Origin of the sequence: Sphingomonas paeninsulae (genome assembly GCF_003660165.1) — a bacterium.
GTDB classification, from domain to species: domain Bacteria; phylum Pseudomonadota; class Alphaproteobacteria; order Sphingomonadales; family Sphingomonadaceae; genus Sphingomonas_O; species Sphingomonas_O paeninsulae.
On sequence record NZ_CP032829.1, the window covers coordinates 1,447,142 to 1,464,082 of the forward strand.

Annotated in this window: 16 protein-coding genes and 1 pseudogene; 9 read left to right on the forward strand and 8 right to left on the reverse strand. The window is 59.7% G+C overall.

What is annotated here, in order from left to right:
• The first annotated feature begins 9 nt into the window (after positions 1–9).
• The 3 genes and pseudogenes from ileS to D3Y57_RS12640 all read left to right on the forward strand — a co-directional run bounded on the left by ileS (position 10) and on the right by D3Y57_RS12640 (position 3,815).
• The gene (ileS, locus tag D3Y57_RS12630) at positions 10–2,892 is read left to right on the forward strand and encodes an isoleucine--tRNA ligase (RefSeq protein WP_121153280.1); all 2,883 of its coding nucleotides are present in this window, start codon (positions 10–12) and stop codon (positions 2,890–2,892) included.
• Positions 2,893–2,896: 4 nt separating this feature from the next.
• Positions 2,897–3,394: pseudogene (gene lspA, locus D3Y57_RS12635) on the forward strand (signal peptidase II); the annotation flags it as partial.
• A complete protein-coding gene (locus D3Y57_RS12640; RefSeq protein ID WP_121153281.1) occupies positions 3,387–3,815 on the forward strand; it encodes a DUF3035 domain-containing protein in 429 nt (142 codons plus the stop codon). The pseudogene lspA and the gene D3Y57_RS12640, both read left to right, overlap by 8 nt.
• A 104-nt stretch (positions 3,816–3,919) precedes the next feature.
• Here the strand turns inward: D3Y57_RS12640 and D3Y57_RS12645 are convergent, their stop codons facing one another.
• The 3 genes from D3Y57_RS12645 to sseA form a co-directional block, all read right to left on the reverse strand.
• A complete protein-coding gene (locus D3Y57_RS12645) occupies positions 3,920–4,720 on the reverse strand; it encodes a TorF family putative porin (RefSeq protein ID WP_121153282.1) in 801 nt (266 codons plus the stop codon).
• Positions 4,721–4,906: 186 nt separating this feature from the next.
• Positions 4,907–6,085: a cystathionine beta-lyase gene (metC, locus tag D3Y57_RS12650; protein WP_121153283.1), complete on the reverse strand. Its 1,179-nt coding sequence runs from the start codon at positions 6,083–6,085 to the stop codon at positions 4,907–4,909.
• Positions 6,082–6,918, reverse strand: coding sequence for a 3-mercaptopyruvate sulfurtransferase (sseA, locus tag D3Y57_RS12655; RefSeq protein ID WP_121153284.1), 837 nt, complete (start codon positions 6,916–6,918; stop codon positions 6,082–6,084). The genes metC and sseA overlap by 4 nt, the downstream gene beginning before the upstream one ends.
• A gap of 99 nt (positions 6,919–7,017) precedes the next feature.
• Between sseA and queF the strand changes: the two genes are divergently transcribed.
• Positions 7,018–7,464 carry a preQ(1) synthase gene (gene queF, locus D3Y57_RS12660; protein ID WP_121153285.1) on the forward strand — a complete coding sequence of 149 codons (447 nt, stop codon included), beginning with the start codon at positions 7,018–7,020 and terminating at the stop codon, positions 7,462–7,464.
• A gap of 32 nt (positions 7,465–7,496) precedes the next feature.
• Positions 7,497–7,895 (forward strand): acyl-CoA thioesterase, encoded by a 399-nt coding sequence (locus D3Y57_RS12665; protein ID WP_121153286.1) that lies wholly within the window; start codon positions 7,497–7,499, stop codon positions 7,893–7,895.
• Between the two features lie 115 nt (positions 7,896–8,010).
• Here the strand turns inward: D3Y57_RS12665 and D3Y57_RS12670 are convergent, their stop codons facing one another.
• The 5 genes from D3Y57_RS12670 to hflK all read right to left on the reverse strand — a co-directional run bounded on the left by D3Y57_RS12670 (position 8,011) and on the right by hflK (position 13,829).
• Positions 8,011–8,220: a hypothetical protein gene (locus D3Y57_RS12670; RefSeq protein ID WP_121153287.1), complete on the reverse strand. Its 210-nt coding sequence runs from the start codon at positions 8,218–8,220 to the stop codon at positions 8,011–8,013.
• Between the two features lie 330 nt (positions 8,221–8,550).
• The gene (locus D3Y57_RS12675) at positions 8,551–10,161 is read right to left on the reverse strand and encodes a helicase HerA-like domain-containing protein (RefSeq protein WP_121153288.1); all 1,611 of its coding nucleotides are present in this window, start codon (positions 10,159–10,161) and stop codon (positions 8,551–8,553) included.
• Between the two features lie 85 nt (positions 10,162–10,246).
• On the reverse strand, positions 10,247–11,779 hold the full coding sequence (locus D3Y57_RS12680; protein WP_121153289.1) for a Do family serine endopeptidase: 1,533 nt from the start codon (positions 11,777–11,779) through the stop codon (positions 10,247–10,249).
• Positions 11,780–11,865: 86 nt separating this feature from the next.
• Complete coding sequence (gene hflC / locus D3Y57_RS12685; protein ID WP_121153290.1) at positions 11,866–12,729, reverse strand: protease modulator HflC; 864 nt, start codon at positions 12,727–12,729, stop codon at positions 11,866–11,868.
• Entirely contained in the window at positions 12,726–13,829 is a 1,104-nt protein-coding gene (gene hflK / locus D3Y57_RS12690; RefSeq protein WP_430739039.1) for an FtsH protease activity modulator HflK, read from the reverse strand. Before hflK ends, hflC begins: the two co-directional genes overlap by 4 nt.
• Positions 13,830–13,903: 74 nt before the next feature.
• Between hflK and D3Y57_RS12695 the strand changes: the two genes are divergently transcribed.
• From D3Y57_RS12695 to D3Y57_RS12710, 4 genes are read left to right on the forward strand one after another with little or no spacing between them, the layout of a single operon-like run.
• The gene (locus D3Y57_RS12695) at positions 13,904–14,872 is read left to right on the forward strand and encodes an Mrp/NBP35 family ATP-binding protein (RefSeq protein ID WP_121155880.1); all 969 of its coding nucleotides are present in this window, start codon (positions 13,904–13,906) and stop codon (positions 14,870–14,872) included.
• Between the two features lies 1 nt (position 14,873).
• Positions 14,874–15,308: a CoA-binding protein gene (locus D3Y57_RS12700; protein WP_121153291.1), complete on the forward strand. Its 435-nt coding sequence runs from the start codon at positions 14,874–14,876 to the stop codon at positions 15,306–15,308.
• A gap of 56 nt (positions 15,309–15,364) precedes the next feature.
• On the forward strand, positions 15,365–16,423 hold the full coding sequence (locus D3Y57_RS12705; protein ID WP_162987103.1) for an endonuclease/exonuclease/phosphatase family protein: 1,059 nt from the start codon (positions 15,365–15,367) through the stop codon (positions 16,421–16,423).
• 55 nt (positions 16,424–16,478) lie between these two features.
• Complete coding sequence (locus tag D3Y57_RS12710; protein WP_121153293.1) at positions 16,479–16,880, forward strand: hypothetical protein; 402 nt, start codon at positions 16,479–16,481, stop codon at positions 16,878–16,880.
• Positions 16,881–16,941: the final 61 nt, after the last annotated feature.

Below are 16,941 nucleotides of genomic sequence, written 5' to 3' on the forward strand. Positions count from 1 at the left end.
CACCGCGATATGACCGACACACCAGCAGCCGAAAAGCGCGACTATCGCGACACCGTCTTCCTGCCGAAGACCGATTTCCCAATGAAAGCCGGGCTTCCCGCAAAGGAACCGGTGATTCTGGAGCGTTGGAAAGCGGCTGGCCTGTACGACAAGTTGCGCGATGCGCGGCGCGGGCGTGAGAAGTTCATCTTCCATGACGGCCCTCCATACGCGAATGGCGACATGCACATCGGCCATGCACTGAACCATATCCTGAAGGACATGGTCGTCCGTACGCAGACTCTGCTCGGCAAAGACGCGCCCTACGTTCCGGGCTGGGATTGCCATGGCCTGCCGATCGAGTGGAAGGTCGAGGAAGCCTATCGCAAGAAAAAGCTGAACAAGGACGAGGTTCCGGCGTCGGAATTCCGCGCCGAATGCCGTGCTTATGCAAAGGGCTGGGTCGATACGCAGCGTGAGCAACTCAAGCGGCTGGGGATCAATGCCGACTGGGACCACCCGTATCTGACGATGGATTTCGAAGCGGAAGCGACGATCGTTTCCGAACTGATGAAGTTTGCCGACAGCGGACAGCTTTATCGCGGTGCCAAGCCGGTGATGTGGTCGCCGGTCGAGAAGACTGCGCTGGCCGAGGCCGAGGTCGAGTATGAGGACATCGTCTCGACGCAGATCGATGTTGCGTTCGAGATTGTAGAGTCGGCGATCCCCGAACTGGTCGGCGCTTATGCGGTGATCTGGACGACGACGCCCTGGACGATCCCGGTCAATCAGGCTTTGGCTTATGGGCCTGAGATTGAGTACACGATTTGCGAAGTCGTTGGCGTTGGACGCGACGGAGCTGAAGTAAAGCCATTGTTTTTTCAGTGGGCCAGTAAGAAGTTCATCGTAGCGACTGCTCTCGTCGAAGCAGTTCGGACACGTTTCCAAGCCAGTTTTAATACGGATGGCGCACTGGCATTTACAACGGGAGCTACCTTCAAAGGCTCCCAACTCGCCGGAACTATCGCCCGCCACCCGATGCACCATCTCGGCGGCTTCTTCGCGCGCCCCCGCCCGTTCCTCGCCGGCGATTTCGTCACGACGGAGACTGGCACTGGGCTCGTTCATATGTCACCCGACCACGGCGAGGACGATTTCCTGCTATGCAAGGCCAACGGCATCGAGCCGGTTTTCGCGGTCGAAGCCGACGGCAAGTATCGGGCCGACTGGGCATGGCTCGGCGGCCAGGGGTCGGTCATCAACGCCAAGTTCGTCGCGCCCGATGGGCCGATCTGCAACGATCTGCGCGACGCTGGTGGCCTGCTCGCGGCGTCGGCGGACTATAAGCACAGCTATCCGCATAGCTGGCGTTCGAAGGCCAAGGTCATCTTTCGCTGCACGCCGCAATGGTTCATCCCGATGGATGAAGCGCGGGACGGCGGCGGCACGCTGCGCGACACCGCACTTCAGGCCATCACCGACACCCGCTGGATTCCAGAAAAGGGCCGCAACCGCATCAATGCCATGGTGGAGGGCCGCCCCGACTGGGTTATCAGCCGCCAGCGCGCATGGGGCGTGCCGATCACCTTGTTCGTTGATCGCAAGACTGGCGCATATTTGAATGATCCAGCGGTCAACACGCGGATCGTTGCGGCGGTGCGCGAACAGGGTGTCGATGCGTGGACCGACGAGGCTGCACAGGGTTTCCTCGGTGATGCCTATGACGCCGCCGACTACGAGCGCCAGACGGACATTCTTGACGTGTGGTTCGACAGCGGCTGCACCCATGTTTTCGTGCTGGAATCGGGTAAATGGCCAGACCTGCTCCGCCCGAAGGGATACACAGGGCCGCCCGCCGACCTGTATCTGGAAGGTAGCGATCAGCATCGCGGATGGTTCCAGTCGTCGCTGCTCGAAAGCTGCGGCACGCGCGGCCATGCACCGTATAAAGCGGTCCTGACGCACGGTTTCACGATGGATGCGAAGGGCATGAAAATGTCCAAGTCGCTCGGCAACACCATCGATCCGCAGATGCTGATGAAGGACAGCGGTGCCGACATCCTGCGACTGTGGGCGTTGAGCATCGATTTCACCGAAGACAATCGCATCGGCAAGGAAATCCTGAGCGGTATTTCGGATCAGTATCGCAAGCTGCGTAACACGTTCCGCTACCTGCTCGGCGCGCTGGAAGGGTTTTCCGAAACCGAACGCGTGCCGGTTGCCGAGATGCCCGAGCTCGAACGCTATGTGTTGCATTTGCTCGCGGACATGGATGCAAAACTGCGGATTGCGGTCGATGATTTCGACTTCAACACTTACGTCCGCCTGCTGAGCGACTTCGCCAACAACGACCTCAGCGCGTTCTTCTTCGATATTCGCAAGGATTCGCTTTATTGCGACGTCGGGCCTGCATTGCCGGGTGGAACGCTGAAGCGGCGGGCTTATCGGACGGTGCTGGATACCGTGTTCGAGGCGCTGGTGCGCTGGGCTGCTCCCGTGTTGGTATTTACCGCTGAGGAAGCTTGGGGAACACGGCATCCCGAAGCTGGGTCTGTGCATTTGCAGGAGTGGCCGGAGGTTGATGCTGGTTGGAAGTCCACACTTCTCGGCGACCGCTGGCTCTATCTCAGGGAAATGCGTGCTGGCGTTACCGGGACGATCGAGCCCATGCGGCGAGACAAGACCGTTGGGTCGAGTCTGGAAGCGGTGGTCGTGACTCCTTTGCCGGTCGATGCTGCCAATCTGGATTTGGCTGAACTGCTGATCGTTTCGGAAGCTTCGGTAGGCGAGGTGCTTAGTGTCACCGTCACCACGCATCACAAATGCGGCCGCTGCTGGCGTCACCTTCCCGAAGTCGAGGAAGATGGCGACTTGTGTAACCGCTGCACCGAAGTCGTAGGCGAACCAGCATGACTGGCACCCCGCAAACCGCCGCCTCGGTTTCGTCCTCGCAACCCTCGTCTTCGCGGCCGACCAGTTCGCAAAATATATGGTCGCGGTCCCCTTTGGTCTGAAGGAGCGTGGGCAGATCGTCCTGACTCCATTCTTCAACCTGACCTGGGTTGAGAATTACGGCGTTTCGCTGGGGATGCTGACCGCCGACACCAATATCGGACGCTGGCTGCTCGTCGGCCTCACGCTGTTAATCTCTGTCGGCGTGACGGTGTGGTTATGGCGTGAACGGAACACACAGGACGCGTTTGGCCTCGGCCTCGTCCTTGGCGGTGCGCTGGGTAACATCGTCGACCGGGTCCGCTTTTCGCACGTCGTGGACTTTGCCGATTTGCATTTTGGCGAGTTTCGGCCTTTCCTAGTGTTCAACGTCGCCGATGCCGCTATTACCATCGGTGTTCTCATATTGCTGTTCCGCGCGCTTTTGGTGCGCGACAAGACGAAAGTAGCCCAAGATGCGTAAGACAATCGTAGCAAGCGTGGCCATACTGGCCGTCGCCGCCACTCTGGCAAGCTGTGGCAGTTCGAGTCGGGGTGGCGTGTTCAACCGCGCGCGGCCCGATGAAATGGCCGTTTCGCGCGCTCAGCCTTTGGTCGTGCCACCCGATTTCGCCTTGACCACGCCAAAGCCCGGCGCAGCGCGTCCGCAGGAAGTGGATGCCTCGACCCAGGCTCTGCAGGCAATGTTCGGAGGCCCGTCGGCGCGTAGCGCGGCTGAAACCGGTGCTATCGATCAGGCTGGCGGCGCTCGTGCTCAGGCTGGCATCCGGTCGGAAGCTGGTGATCCCGGCACAACCGTTGTCGACAAGGGTTCGACAACGCGTGATATCGTGGCTGCCCCCGTCGGCGACGGACAAGGCGCGCGAGCGACCACGCCGAACTAAAGCTTTCACCGTTACAGACACAAAAAAGGGGCAGTTTGGGTTAACCGAACTGCCCCTTTTTCGTTGTTCAAACCCGCTCCCCGAAAGGGAACGGGTGATGTGTTTTAGAAGCTCACGCCAACGCTGCCGACAACGCCGCCCTTGGCGATGTTGTTGCCGCCGTTAACCTTCGTACCGAGATACTGGTTTGGAATGTTGGTATCGACCCAGCTAACGCCAAACGTGATCTGCTTCCACGTGTAGTTCACGCCAGCACCCCAGTCGGTGTACTCTCGGTTAGCCGACAGGAAACTGCGCGTAAAGTTGTGGCCGACGTGACCGGTCAGACCGATCGCTGTTTTTGGAATTGCAGCGCTGAAATCGAGCGCACCGTAAAGGTTGTCGCGCTTGATAGGATCACCGTTAACATCGGTGAACAAGGCAAGTGCCTTCTGCTTGAAAGCGTAGTTTGCAGTCGCTTTGGCAGTCAATGGACCGAAAGTGTGCGCGACCGAGATGTAAGGCTCGCCGAAATCCGAGTTATACTTCGGCGTGCCCGGTACCGTGAACTTGTTCGAGTTGGGGTAGAAGTAGTAAAGGAAACCACCGTCGATGGTCGTGCCGCTGAACGTGCGCTTATAGCCGGCGATCAGATCGATTTCCTGGTTCGAACCATTGGCGACGTAATCGTCGATCGAGCTACCCCAAACCGAAACGTAGAAGCCCGATGAATGAGTCGCAGTAAGCGAACCCTGAACGGCGAAGTTCTTGTTGGTCTGTGAGAGGCCGCGGAAGCGATAGTCGGTTACAACGGTTGCTCCCCCGTTGATCGTAATAGCCGCTGGCGGAGCGGTGTCATCAGCCAGTGCGGGCGAAGCCACGACAATAGCGAGCAGGCTGCAGCAGCAGCCGATAAAAGTGCGCATGAAAATGATCCCTTTCAGTGGATATGCTTTGCATTCCGCCTGCGTCGAGCTTCACGGCCTCTAAGCGGGCCATGATTGCGTCGATACCCCGGGAAGTGACAAACTATTGTGCGATGCACAATATGAAATGGGTTGGATTGCTCACAATTGTGTCAAACTGTTGCTGAAACGCAACAAATCGTGAAATCAAATTGCCGAGAACGCCTGATGGAGGTCGTCAATCAAATCCCGGACATTTTCGAGACCGATCTGAAGCCTGATCACCGGAGGCCCCCGCCACGGATTAACGCTGCGACAACGCGCTGGATTTGCGGGGAGAGCGAGGCTTTCAAAGCCACCCCAGCTATACCCGATCCCGAAATGCTGCAGCGCATCGACAAAGGCATCGGCGTTGCCGCGACCAAGCGTGAACGAAAACAGGCCGCTCGACCCGAGGAAATCGCGCTGAAAAAACTCGTGGCCGGGACATTCGGGGAGGGCGGGGTGTAGTACCGCGCCGACCTCGGGACGAGCGCGTAGCCAGTGCGCAATCTCGAGCGCGGAATCGCGGTGGCGGGCCATACGAACGTCGAGCGTGCGTAACCCCCGCAATGCCAGCCAAGCGTCGTCGGGACCGACGTGTTGCCCAAGAACCTGTCCTGTCAGGCGCAGGTCGCTCCAGGTATCGGGCCCACTCGTTACCGAACCGATCATCGCATCCGAATGGCCAACGATATATTTGGTGCAGGCGATGATCGACAGGTCCACGCCCATCGCAATTGCCGGCAGATAGAGCGGTGTGGCCCAGGTATTGTCGATCAGCGTTACGAGGGCGCGTTTTTTGGCGACCGCGACGATCGCGGGAATGTCCTGCACCTCGAAGGTCAAGCTACCCGGACTTTCCATAAAAATCGCGCGCGTGTCAGGCTGGATGAGTGCCTCGATCTCCGCACCGATCAGCGGGTCGTAATAGGTCGTGGTGACACCGCGCTGCGCCAGATAGGCGTCGCACAGGCGTCGCGTGGGGTCGTAAGCGCTGTCGACCATCAACAGATGATCGCCCGATTTCAGCACACTGGTCAGCGCCATCGCCACCGCCGCTGCGCCCGAGGGGAACAGCATAGTGCCCACCGCGCCGGGTTCCAGTTCGGTCAGCGCGTCAGCCAGCGACCATTGGGTCGGCGTACCCCGACGCCCGTAGAACAGCTTGCCGTCCTCGTTCGTACTCAGCCCGGCCTTTAGTGCGGCGGTGTTGTCGTACAGAATCGTCGATGCGCGCCACACCGGAGGATTGACGACGCCACCTCCGCTCTCAAGGTGTGTCCAGTCCTTGCGACGGCCCGCCTGAACAAGTTTTGTCGCAGCGCGCCGTTCATCTTCGGTCATACGGCTCCGATGGCTTTTGGCGTCGAGGAATCGGCACCCCATTCGCTCCACGACCCGTCATAGATTGCGACCTTCGAATTGCCGAGAGTATGTGCGGCAAAGGCAATCGTGGCAGCGGTTATGCCCGACCCGCATGTTGCCGCGATCGGATGGGTCGGATCGACGCCGGCCTTCTCGAACGCCGCTTTCAGGGCTCCAGCATCTTTCCATGTGCCGTTTGCGTTGAACAGGTCGCCCATGGGCAGGTTTTTGCTGCCGGGAATGTGTCCGGGGTGAACGCCAAGTCGTGGTTCGGCCTCGCGCCCTTCGAACCGCGCAACAGAGCGCGCATCGACGATCTGCTCGGCTTTGGATTCGGACAGTGCCTGCATCTGCGCCTGTGTACGAACGTGTGCTTCGTCTTTCCAGACGGTGAAATGACGGTGGCGAAGCTGTTCCTTGCCGGTCGCCACGTCGCGCCCCTCGGCTTTCCATTTGGCGAGGCCGCCGTCGAGTATGGCAACGTCGTGCGCGCCGAACAGGTTGAGCATCCACCACGCCCGCGCCGACGTGTGAAGCGCGCTGTCATCGTAAAGCACGATGCGGCTGCCATCTCCCAAACCGAGCGATTGCATCCGGCTGGCAAACTTTTCCGCCTTGGGCAGCATCATCGGCAGTTCGGTATTGCTATCGACCACGGCCGCAAGGTCCATGAACACGGCACCCGGAATGTGACCCGCCTCATATTCAGCAGCAGGATCGCGGGCCTCGAGGTGCCAACTTGCGTCGACGATACGCAGGTCCGACGCGCCCATTTCGTTTGCAAGCCATTCGGTTGATACCAGCGCGTCCATTCCATCCTCCGATGCGAACTATGTGAATCTACTCTTAATCGTCGCGCTATGCTCCGTCGAGGGTCGTCATGTCGCCCCGGTCATCCTAAATAGGCCAATATGACACCAAAGCATCTTGGCCAGACCAGCACGCTTCCCGCAACGCCAGCAGAAGCAGTGCTCGATTATGTTCCCAACCCACGGCTCGGACGACCCTATCTCGTTCGGTTCACAGCGCCCGAATTTACCTCGCTGTGTCCGGTAACGGGCCAGCCCGACTTCGCGCATCTGGTGATCGATTATGCGCCGCGTGAGATGATCGTGGAATCCAAATCGCTAAAACTCTTCCTCAGCAGTTTTCGAAATCACGCCGCGTTCCACGAGGATTGCACTGTCGGCATCGGGGAGCGCCTGTTCGCCGAAATGGACCCTCACTGGCTGCGAATCGGCGGCTATTGGTACCCTCGCGGAGGCATCCCGATCGACGTTTTCTGGCAATCCGGCGAGCCACCCGTCGGACTTTGGCTTCCACCTCAGGATGTTCCGGGATACCGGGGGCGGGGATAGAAATTTTAATGACATTGGTGTAAGTGATCTACATGACGACCACGCGCACGCATCACCATAATATCGGCATTCTTCCCGCCGACATCGACTTCATGGGCCACGTCAACAACGCGCGCTATCTGGGGTGGGTTCAGGATGCGGTGATCGCCCACTGGCAAAAGCTGGCCCCGCCTCAGGTCGTTGCTGAACACCTGTGGGTCGCGCTGAAACATGAGATCACGTATCGGAAACCGGCATTTTTGAACGATGACGTGATCGCCACTGTCATCCTGCAAAAGGTTGAGGGCGCGCGGGCGTTTTACGATACGCTGATCAAGCGCGGAGAGGTTGTGCTGGCCGAGGTAAAATCGAGCTGGTGCTGTATCGACGCGAAAACCCTGCGTCCAGCACGGGTCGCCAAGGATACCGTGACGCATTTCTTCGGCGCTTAGGCAATTAGCGACATAAACTCCTCAAACTTGCCGTTCTTCCACACTGACAAGCGGCCGTCGAAATAAACGAGGTCGCTGTCGAATGGATGGCGCAGCTTCAAGTGAACGTGCGCGTTCAATGGGATTCTTCGTTTCTGAATAGCGGGCGTTCGGCAATCAGACGCACTTCGATTCGATCGGGCGTGTTCTGACGAAATTGGTATTGGCGGATCGGCGCGATATCACGGAATTGCTTATATCCCGTCAGCGGCCAGTGGCGTGTCCCGTCGGGCTTCACGATCATGTTGGCGTGCAGCCCAGCACGCGGGCGATCGTCGGTAAGCACGTCAGCAGCGTCCGGTCATTTCAACATGGTCAGCGGACCATCACGGACAGCGCCGCCACCAACGCATCGGCGAACGGCATTGTTTTCCAGTCGCCACGATGTGCTGTCCGCGAGTGGTTATCGTCGGGCTATGCCAGTGCAATTATCTCTTCGCTCCAGTCTAGCGCAACGATCCGGCGGTCGATTGTTGCCAGTTCGAGTGCAACACCGAGCAACAAAGCGGATCGCCGAGCAGGGCGGTGAATGTGTCGATGACCGACGGGGACGGGCTTAACGGTGATAGGAGCGTAGGCCAGCGGTGATGGAAATTCCGCTGGCCAATTGGGGCTATCAGCGGAACAGTCCCCCGAGAATTCCGCGCAACAGTTGGCCGCCCATCTTGCCACCAATTTGCCTGCCTACTGAACTTGCAACGGACCGTGCGGCCGATTTCATCATGCCGTCGAGCATCGTCGGTTTGGCGGCTTCCCGGGCAGCAATTGCGGCCTGACGATCGGCGACGGCCTGTACGCGGGCGGCCTCGCGATTGGCGATTGCTTGAGTCTGGGCATCAATCTTTGCGGTTTGTGCATCGATCTTGGCCTGTGCGGCTGCGGCTTTGGCGGCATCTCCTTGGGCTTTGGTTTCCGCAGCAGCTGCAGATGCGGCAGTTGATTTCGCCGCGAGGATTTCCTCGGCTGACTCGCGGTTGACCAGCGTATCGTATTTGGTGCCGATCGCGTCAGTCGAGATCATCACGGCCCGTTCCTGGGGAGTGATCGGCCCGACGCGCGAGGCGGGTGGTTTAATCAATGTACGCTCAACTGGGGTAGGTGATCCATCGGCCTGCAACAGTGAAACCAGCGCTTCGCCGACTTTCAATTCGGTGATGATGGTGGCGACATCAACGCCGGGATTGGCGCGAAAGGTCTGGGCAGCCGATTTGACAGCCGCCTGATCGCGCGGTGTGAAGGCCCGGAGAGCATGCTGGACCCGGTTGCCGAGTTGGCCTGCAACAGTATCGGGAATATCGATCGGGTTTTGTGTGATGAAATAGACGCCCACGCCCTTCGATCGGATCAGGCGAACGACTTGTTCGATCTTGTCGAGCAACGCCTTGGGCGCGCCGTCGAACAGCAAATGCGCCTCATCGAAAAAGAAGCACAGCTTCGGCTTATCGGGATCGCCGACTTCAGGGAGCGTCTCGAACAGCTCGCTGAGCAGCCAGAGCAGGAACGTCGAATAAAGCTTCGGACTCGCCATCAGCTTGTCAGCGGCGAGGATATTGACGACGCCACGACCATTTTCGTCCAGCGCGATGAAGTCCATCATGTCGAGCGCGGGTTCGCCGAAGAAATGTTCGGCTCCCTGGCTGCGCAGTTGGAGGAGCGAGCGTTGAATCGTGCCGACGCTCTGTTTGGAAACATTGCCGTAAGTGGTGGTCAGCTCATCCGCACGTTCGGCACAGTGAACGAGCATCGACTGGAGGTCGTTGAGGTCGAGGAGGAGCAGCCCCTCCTTGTCGGCAACGTGAAACGCGATTGTCAGCACGCCTTCCTGAACTTCGTTCAGGTCCATCAGGCGCGCGAGCAGAACCGGCCCCATTTCCGAAATCGTCGCGCGGATCGGGTGACCCTGTTCGCCGAACAAATCCCAGAATTGCGTGGGCGTGTCTTTATAGGCCCATTCGGTGTCGCCGATTTCGGCGGCGCGGGCGGCAAAACTTTCGTGGGTCTTGGATGTGGGCGATCCGGCCATTGCCAGACCTGACAGGTCGCCCTTCACATCGGCGACGAAGCACGGAACTCCGATGTTCGAAAAACCCTCGACAATGCCCTGTAACGTGACGGTCTTGCCCGTGCCGGTCGCGCCCGCGATCAGGCCGTGCCGGTTTGCGCGTTTCAGGTTCAGAACTTGTCGCTGCCCGCCGCCAGTACCGATGAAAATGCCGTCGTCAGCCATATCCGCTCCCTTGAAAACTTTCTGGAGCGAAGGTCTAGCGCAACTGCCCCTCCCCGAAAGGAGGGGCCAGAGTGAAAAGCAGAGGTTACTTCGTGTTGAATTTCACCGCGATATAACGGGCAGGTGTTGCACCGCGCTGGACCGAAAGCAGTACGTTTTCACGACCCGCTGCCTTTGCAGTCTTCACAATGGCTGCGACTTCTGCGGGTGTCGTGACAGGGCGCTGATTGACCGAGATAATCACGTCGCCGCGCTGGAAACCCTTGGCTCCGGCATCGCTCGACGGGTCGACGGCACCGATCACCACACCTTTGGTTCCCGCAGGCAGGTTCAGTTGCCGTGCGATAACCGGGGTCAACACCTGAACCGCAAGGCCAAGCGATTCCTGTGCCGCCTGCTGGGTTGTCTTGTCGTCGGTGGGCGGCAGACCATCGTCGCTGCCATCCCCGCCGACAATCGAGGCAAGCTGTTCGTCGGTCGGACGTTCGGCAAGGACCGCCGTCACCGACAGGCGATTACCGGCACGGATCAATTCGATCGGCACGCGCGAACCGATGGGCAGGTTGGACACGATAAATGACAGGGTTTCGTCCGGTGTTACGTCGCGGCCATTCACCTTGACGATAACATCGCCCTGCTGAATCCCGGCGCGCGCCGCCGGCTGGTCGGGCTCGACCTTCGCCACCAGTTCACCACGGTTCTTGGGCAAGCCGAGCGAATCGAAGATGCCGGGATCCATCGGGTTGAGCTGGATACCGAGGTAGCCGCGCTTGACCTTCGCGCCGCCCTTCAAAGTTTCTACGATCGGACGCGCCAGTTCGGCAGGGATTGCGAAGCCGATGCCGACGTTGCCGCCGGTTGGCGAATAGATTGCCGAATTGATGCCGATGACGTTGCCGCTCATATCAAACATCGGACCGCCCGAGTTACCCTGATTGATAGCGGCATCGGTTTGAATATAGCGATCGAACGGTCCTGAACCGATATTGCGGTGAAGCGCGGAAACGATACCCGCGGTCACGCTGCCGCCAAGGCCATAGGGATTACCGATGGCGATGACCCAGTCACCGACGCGCGATTTCGACGAATCGCCGAACTTCACGAAGGGCAGGCCATGGCCGTCGATCTTCAGCACCGCGAGGTCGGATGAACTGTCGCGTCCAACGACTTTCGCCGAATACTCCTTGCGATCGGGCATGGTCACGGTGATCTGGCCGACGGGGCCGTTGCCGGGCTTGCCGCCCGAAATCACATGGTTGTTTGTGACCACATAACCGTCTTCGGAAATGATGAACCCCGAACCGAGCGACGTGGCTTCACGTGTAACCGGCGCACCGCCACCCTGCCCTTGTCCGAACAGATCGCCGAATGGCGTTCCGGCGAATGGATTATTGTTCTGGACCTCGACCTTCGACGTGGTCGAGATATTGACGACTGCCGGCTGCAGGCGCGCCGCCAGATCGGCAAAACTCATCGGTGCACCGGGCGCCGCGGGGGCCGCATGGATGGTGCCTGGCTCGTTCTGGGCAACCTGCGCCCCGGATGGCGATTGCAGGGTCATTGTGGCCGCGGTTCCCGCAATCAGCAGGCCGGTCGTGATGGCATAAGCGTAACGCACTTGGGGTAATCCTTCCGACTTGGTCGCGCGCGGTGATTGCTGCCGCGCGGCTTAACGGGATTTGAATGACGAAACCGGCTCCGGGGTTATTTATTGCCCTGGAACTGGCGCAGATAATCGTTACTTGGGCTCAGGATAATCGACGACTGCCCCGGAGGATTGCTGCCATCGGCACCGAAGGTGTGACGATAAGACTGCATGGCCCGGTAGAAGTCATAGAATTGTGCATCCTTGTTAAAGGCTGCCGCATAGACGCCGGCTGCCTGTGCATCAGCATCTGCGCGGATGATCTGCGCGTCACGCAGACCCTTGGCACGGATCGTCAGCGCTTCCTGTGACCGCGCCGTCCGCATCCGCTCGTAGGCGGAATCGAGCGGCGTACCTTCGGGCAAATCGGCCTTCTTGATTCGGACATCAATGATTTCAGCGCCGTACTGCCCGGCAATCCGGTTCAGCCCAATGCGGATGTTGTTCATAACAGCACCGCGTTCAGGACTGAGCAACAGCGCAAACTGTCGCTTGCCGAGTTCGTTGCGCAACGCCGACCCGAGGATCGGTTGTAACGCTTCAGAGACATTCTCTTCCTTGCCCGCTGTCTTGAACATCCGCAGCGGATCGACAATCCGATAACGCGCGAACGCGTCGATATTCAGGCGCAACTGATCGGTGGATAGCACCTGTTGGCGCTCCATTTCGACGTCGCGCACGCGCTTGTCGATCCAGATGATCTGCTCTGCGAACGGGATGTGGGCAATCAGGCCCGCCCCGGTATTGCCGAACGTTTCACCGCGTTTGTAGGCGTTGATGATGCGCACCGGTTCGCCAAAGCGCAGAACGACGCCCTGACGTGTTTCGGGCACGATCGCAAAAGTGTTGGACGCGAGGAACAGCACAATAAGCGCCGCGATTGCCAGCGCTATCGGGTTACGAAAAAAGGGAACGCCGTTCATTGCGCTGGCCCCGCCTGTACGACGGGTGCCGGAACTTTTTTCGCTCCGGCAAGCGGCAAATAGGGAGTTACGCCGGGCGTTTCGACAATCGTCTTGTCCACCTTCGACAGGACATCCTCCATCGTTTCGTAATACATACGACGCCGCGTTACTTCGGGCGCCAGCTTATACTGGGCATAGACACGGTCGAACGCGGCAGCTTCACCCTGCGCACGGGCAATGACCTGCTGTGCCTGAGCGTTCGCCTGATTGACCGAGGTCTGCGCCGCCTGCTGTGCGGCCGACACTTCCTTAAAGGCATCGTTCACGGCTTCAGGAGGGCCAGCGTTCTTGACCGCCACACCCTGAATTTTCACGCCCGACCGATATTTGTCGAGCAGGGTCTGCATCCGCTGTGTCACTTCGGCTTCGATGCCTGTGCGGCCCGAACCGATCGCATCGTTCAGCGAGATGTTGGCGATGGCGGCCCGCATTGCGCTTTCGGCAACGGCCTTGATCGTTGCGTCGGGGTCGGCAAGCTGGAACAGGTAAAGCTCGGGACTTTTGATGGACCAGCGAATCGAATAATCGAGATCGATGATGTTTTCATCGCGGGTCAGGACGAGTTTCTCGCCCGCCCCGTCTGGAATGTTGATCAGGCGGATATTCTGGACATCGATCGTCTGGACGCGTTCGATCGGTGCTGGAAAGGTCAGGCTGACGCCCGGCTCCAGCGTCCGCGAATATTTTCCGAATACCGTCACGACGCCGCGTTCCTGCGGGTTGATGCGATGGACGCTGCTGAATGCCAGCCACAGTGCGACCAGCGCGACTGCGACATATTTCCAGATCGGTCCGGTATTGATGGTCGGCATCCTGCCGCCGCCGAATCCGGCGCGACCGCGTTTCAGCAATTCATCGAGCGCCGTCGGACCGCGTGGACCGCGAGGTTTTCCGCCATCAGGCGGTTGATTCCATGGATTGCGTGGGCCACCGCTGCCCGAACCGCCGCCGGAGCCATCACCCGAGCCGCTCCCGTCGCCAGAACCGCGTCCGCCCCAGGGGCCACCCTCATTAAGCCATACGGCAACTGCCGCCGGCCATCCACGCATCGTTGTCATGTGACTCTTTATAGGGGGCCGTTGAAAGAATTACAGTGGGCCAATTCTCGCGCACTTTGTGTATGGGCTGGCGCATGACAGATGAAGCCACCCTGATCGCCGCCCTTGCCACCGTCTCCGATGCTAAAGGCCGTGCGGCACCACCGCGCTTTGCCGATGGTCGCGCGAGCCTGATCCTCGACGTGACGGGTCTTGACGACGTTCACCGCGATTTGTTGCAGGCCGATGTGAAGCGCGCGCTGCTGGAGGTGCCGGGCGTCACCAGCGTCCGCATTGCTCTGACTGCCGAACGCAAGGGTCGCAAGCTGATCGCCGTGGCGAGTGGCAAAGGCGGCGTCGGCAAATCGACGCTCTCGGCCAATCTCGCCATTGCGCTCGCCCGGGGCGGGGCAAAGGTCGGTTTGATCGACGCTGACATCTATGGCCCGTCGCAGCCGCGCCTGATGGCGACCGAGGGGATGCGACCGACATCGCTCAATCAGAAGCTGGAGCCGGTGCCGACCCGATTCGGGGTGCCGATGCTGTCGATGGGTCATCTGGTAAAACCGGGTCAGGCAATCGCATGGCGCGGTCCGATGGCAGGCAATGCGCTTGGCCAGTTGATCGACGCCGAATGGGGTGATTGCGAATTGCTCATCATCGACCTTCCGCCCGGAACCGGCGACGTCCAACTGTCGATGATGACCAAACATAAACCGGTGGGCGCAGTGATCGTGTCCACGCCACAGGATCTGGCGCTGATCGATGCTGTGCGTGCGATCGACCTGTTCAACCAGTCCGGCGTGCCGATTATCGGCCTTGTCGAAAATATGTCGGGTTATGAATGCCCGCATTGTGGAGAAGTCAGCGATCCCTTCGGACAGGGTGGCGCTCAGGCCGCAGCGGGAACGATGGATGTGCCGTTTCTGGGCCGCATTCCACTTGATATCGCAATCCGCACGGCGTCCGATGCGGGCGATCCCCCGGCGGCGGGGAACTCACCGCAGGGCGCGGCATTTACCGCTATAGCTGCCAAAGTCGCCGCGTGGATAAAGGAACACTGAAATGCCGTTGACCACCCCTGACGATATCCGCGCGCTGCTTCAGGAAACCCGCACGATCGCACTGGTCGGCGCATCGGACCGTCCCGACCGGGCGAGCTATGGCGTGATGAAGGCGCTGCTCGATCACGGCTATGACGTGACACCGGTCAATCCGGCACTTGCGGGCAAAGCCATTCACGGTCGGACGGTTGTTGCGGCATTGAGCGACGTTGGCGGCCCGATCGATCTGGTCGATATTTTCCGCAATTCCGAAGCCGCAGGTGAAACTGTCGATGCGGCGATCGATGTCGGCGCGAAGGCCGTTTGGATGCAGTTGGGCGTAATAAATGAAGCCGCAGCGAAGCGCGCCGAAGCTGCCAGGTTGAAGGTCGTTATGGATCGCTGCCCAAAGATCGAACTGGCGCGACTGGGGATTTCGCCGATTACAGCGAATTAACTTACCGAAAAGCGCGCGTACACGGTGACAGGCCCATCTGGGCTGCGGATCCTTGAATGAGCGCAATGCAGATGAACCGCAGATCGAAGTTGATGTTTACGCTTTCCGCGTTGTTGGCAATTGGCGGCCAGGCGCAATCGCAAATGCCGCTTTCTCACGTTGCGCAATCATTGCCGGCCTCAAATGGAACGCTGACGTTACTATCCTATAATGTGCATGGCCTCCCGTGGCCCTTTACCAGTGGCCGGCCCGCTGCCTTTGCTCAGATCGCCGAGCGCCTGCGCGATATGCGCCGGACGGGAACCCAGCCTGCTGTCGTCGCGCTGCAAGAGGCATTTTCGGATTCGGCGCGCCAGATCGGCGGGGCGGCGGGCTATCGCTACATCGTCAATGGCCCGACGTCCGTCGACCGTAGCCCAATCGCGATGACACCCGCCGACCGTAAATTCGCTTCCGGCGCGTCGTGGTTGAACGGTGAAACGCTGGGTCCGGTCGAAGGAAGCGGGCTGCAAATCCTGTCCGATTATCCAATATTGTCGGTCCGCAGCGCCGTGTTTCCGCGCTTTGCTTGTGCCGGTTATGACTGTTTAGCCAACAAAGGCGTCCTGTTAGTGACCGTTAAGATCCCGGGGCAGCCATTACCGGTCGAAATCGCGACCGCACATATGAATTCGCGGGGCGCTTCGGGTGTCGGTGACGACCGGACCGGCTACGCATATCAGCGTCAGGTCGATGCACTGGAGGCGTTCTTTCGCGCCAACAGTAACCCCGCTCTGCCGCTGATTTTTGCGGGCGATTTCAACGTCGGTCAGGCACTGTCGAGACAGATCGCATTGCGATCGCGAGCCGGCAATTGGTGGGCAGCACCCGATGCCACTCTGGCCCGCGGAACGCTGCGCGAGTGCATGGAGGGCGTTGCAAAAAAGGTGTCCGATCTGACCGACGCACAGACCGCCTTGCGACGCGCAAAAGACTGGCAGTTCCCGGTCAGCGCGCCGACAGTCGCGCTGGTCCCGGCCCATGTATTCGTACCGTTCGGGACTGAGCCTGATGGTACGATGCTGTCCGATCATGTCGGCTATTCGGTGCAATATCACTTCGTTCGGCGGACCTGATTTCGCGGCGACTATTGGAGTGACATAGCGCCACAGTTCGCCTACCGCGCGGTCAATGAACGCGTTGCGCTCCTGGATATTGGCACAGCGAAAGCTGGCATTCGTGCTGGTTGCCGTCGTCCTGTTTGCAAAGATGTTCGTGCCGACGGGGTATATGTTCACCCCGACCACAGGCGGCTTTGTCGTGCAGATGTGCAGCGGGCAGGGAGCCACCCCGATCCTCGTCCATATCGGCGAGCAAGCCCCCGTCGAAGACCATTCGGGGCCCGGTAAAATGGATGCGCCCTGTGCGTTTTCCGGTATCGGCATGATGGCGATGGCTGCAGTCGATCTGTCGCTGCTGATTGTTGCGATTGCATTCATCCTTGCGCTCGGGACGGTTTCGACCCGTGCCCCGATCGTGCGAGCGCTTGCGCGATTGCGTCCGCCGCTGCGAGCACCTCCCATATTTTCCTGAACGATTTCGACTGATGGCGACACCGCCGTCACGCTGATCTTGCTGCCAGACCCCGGTCGCT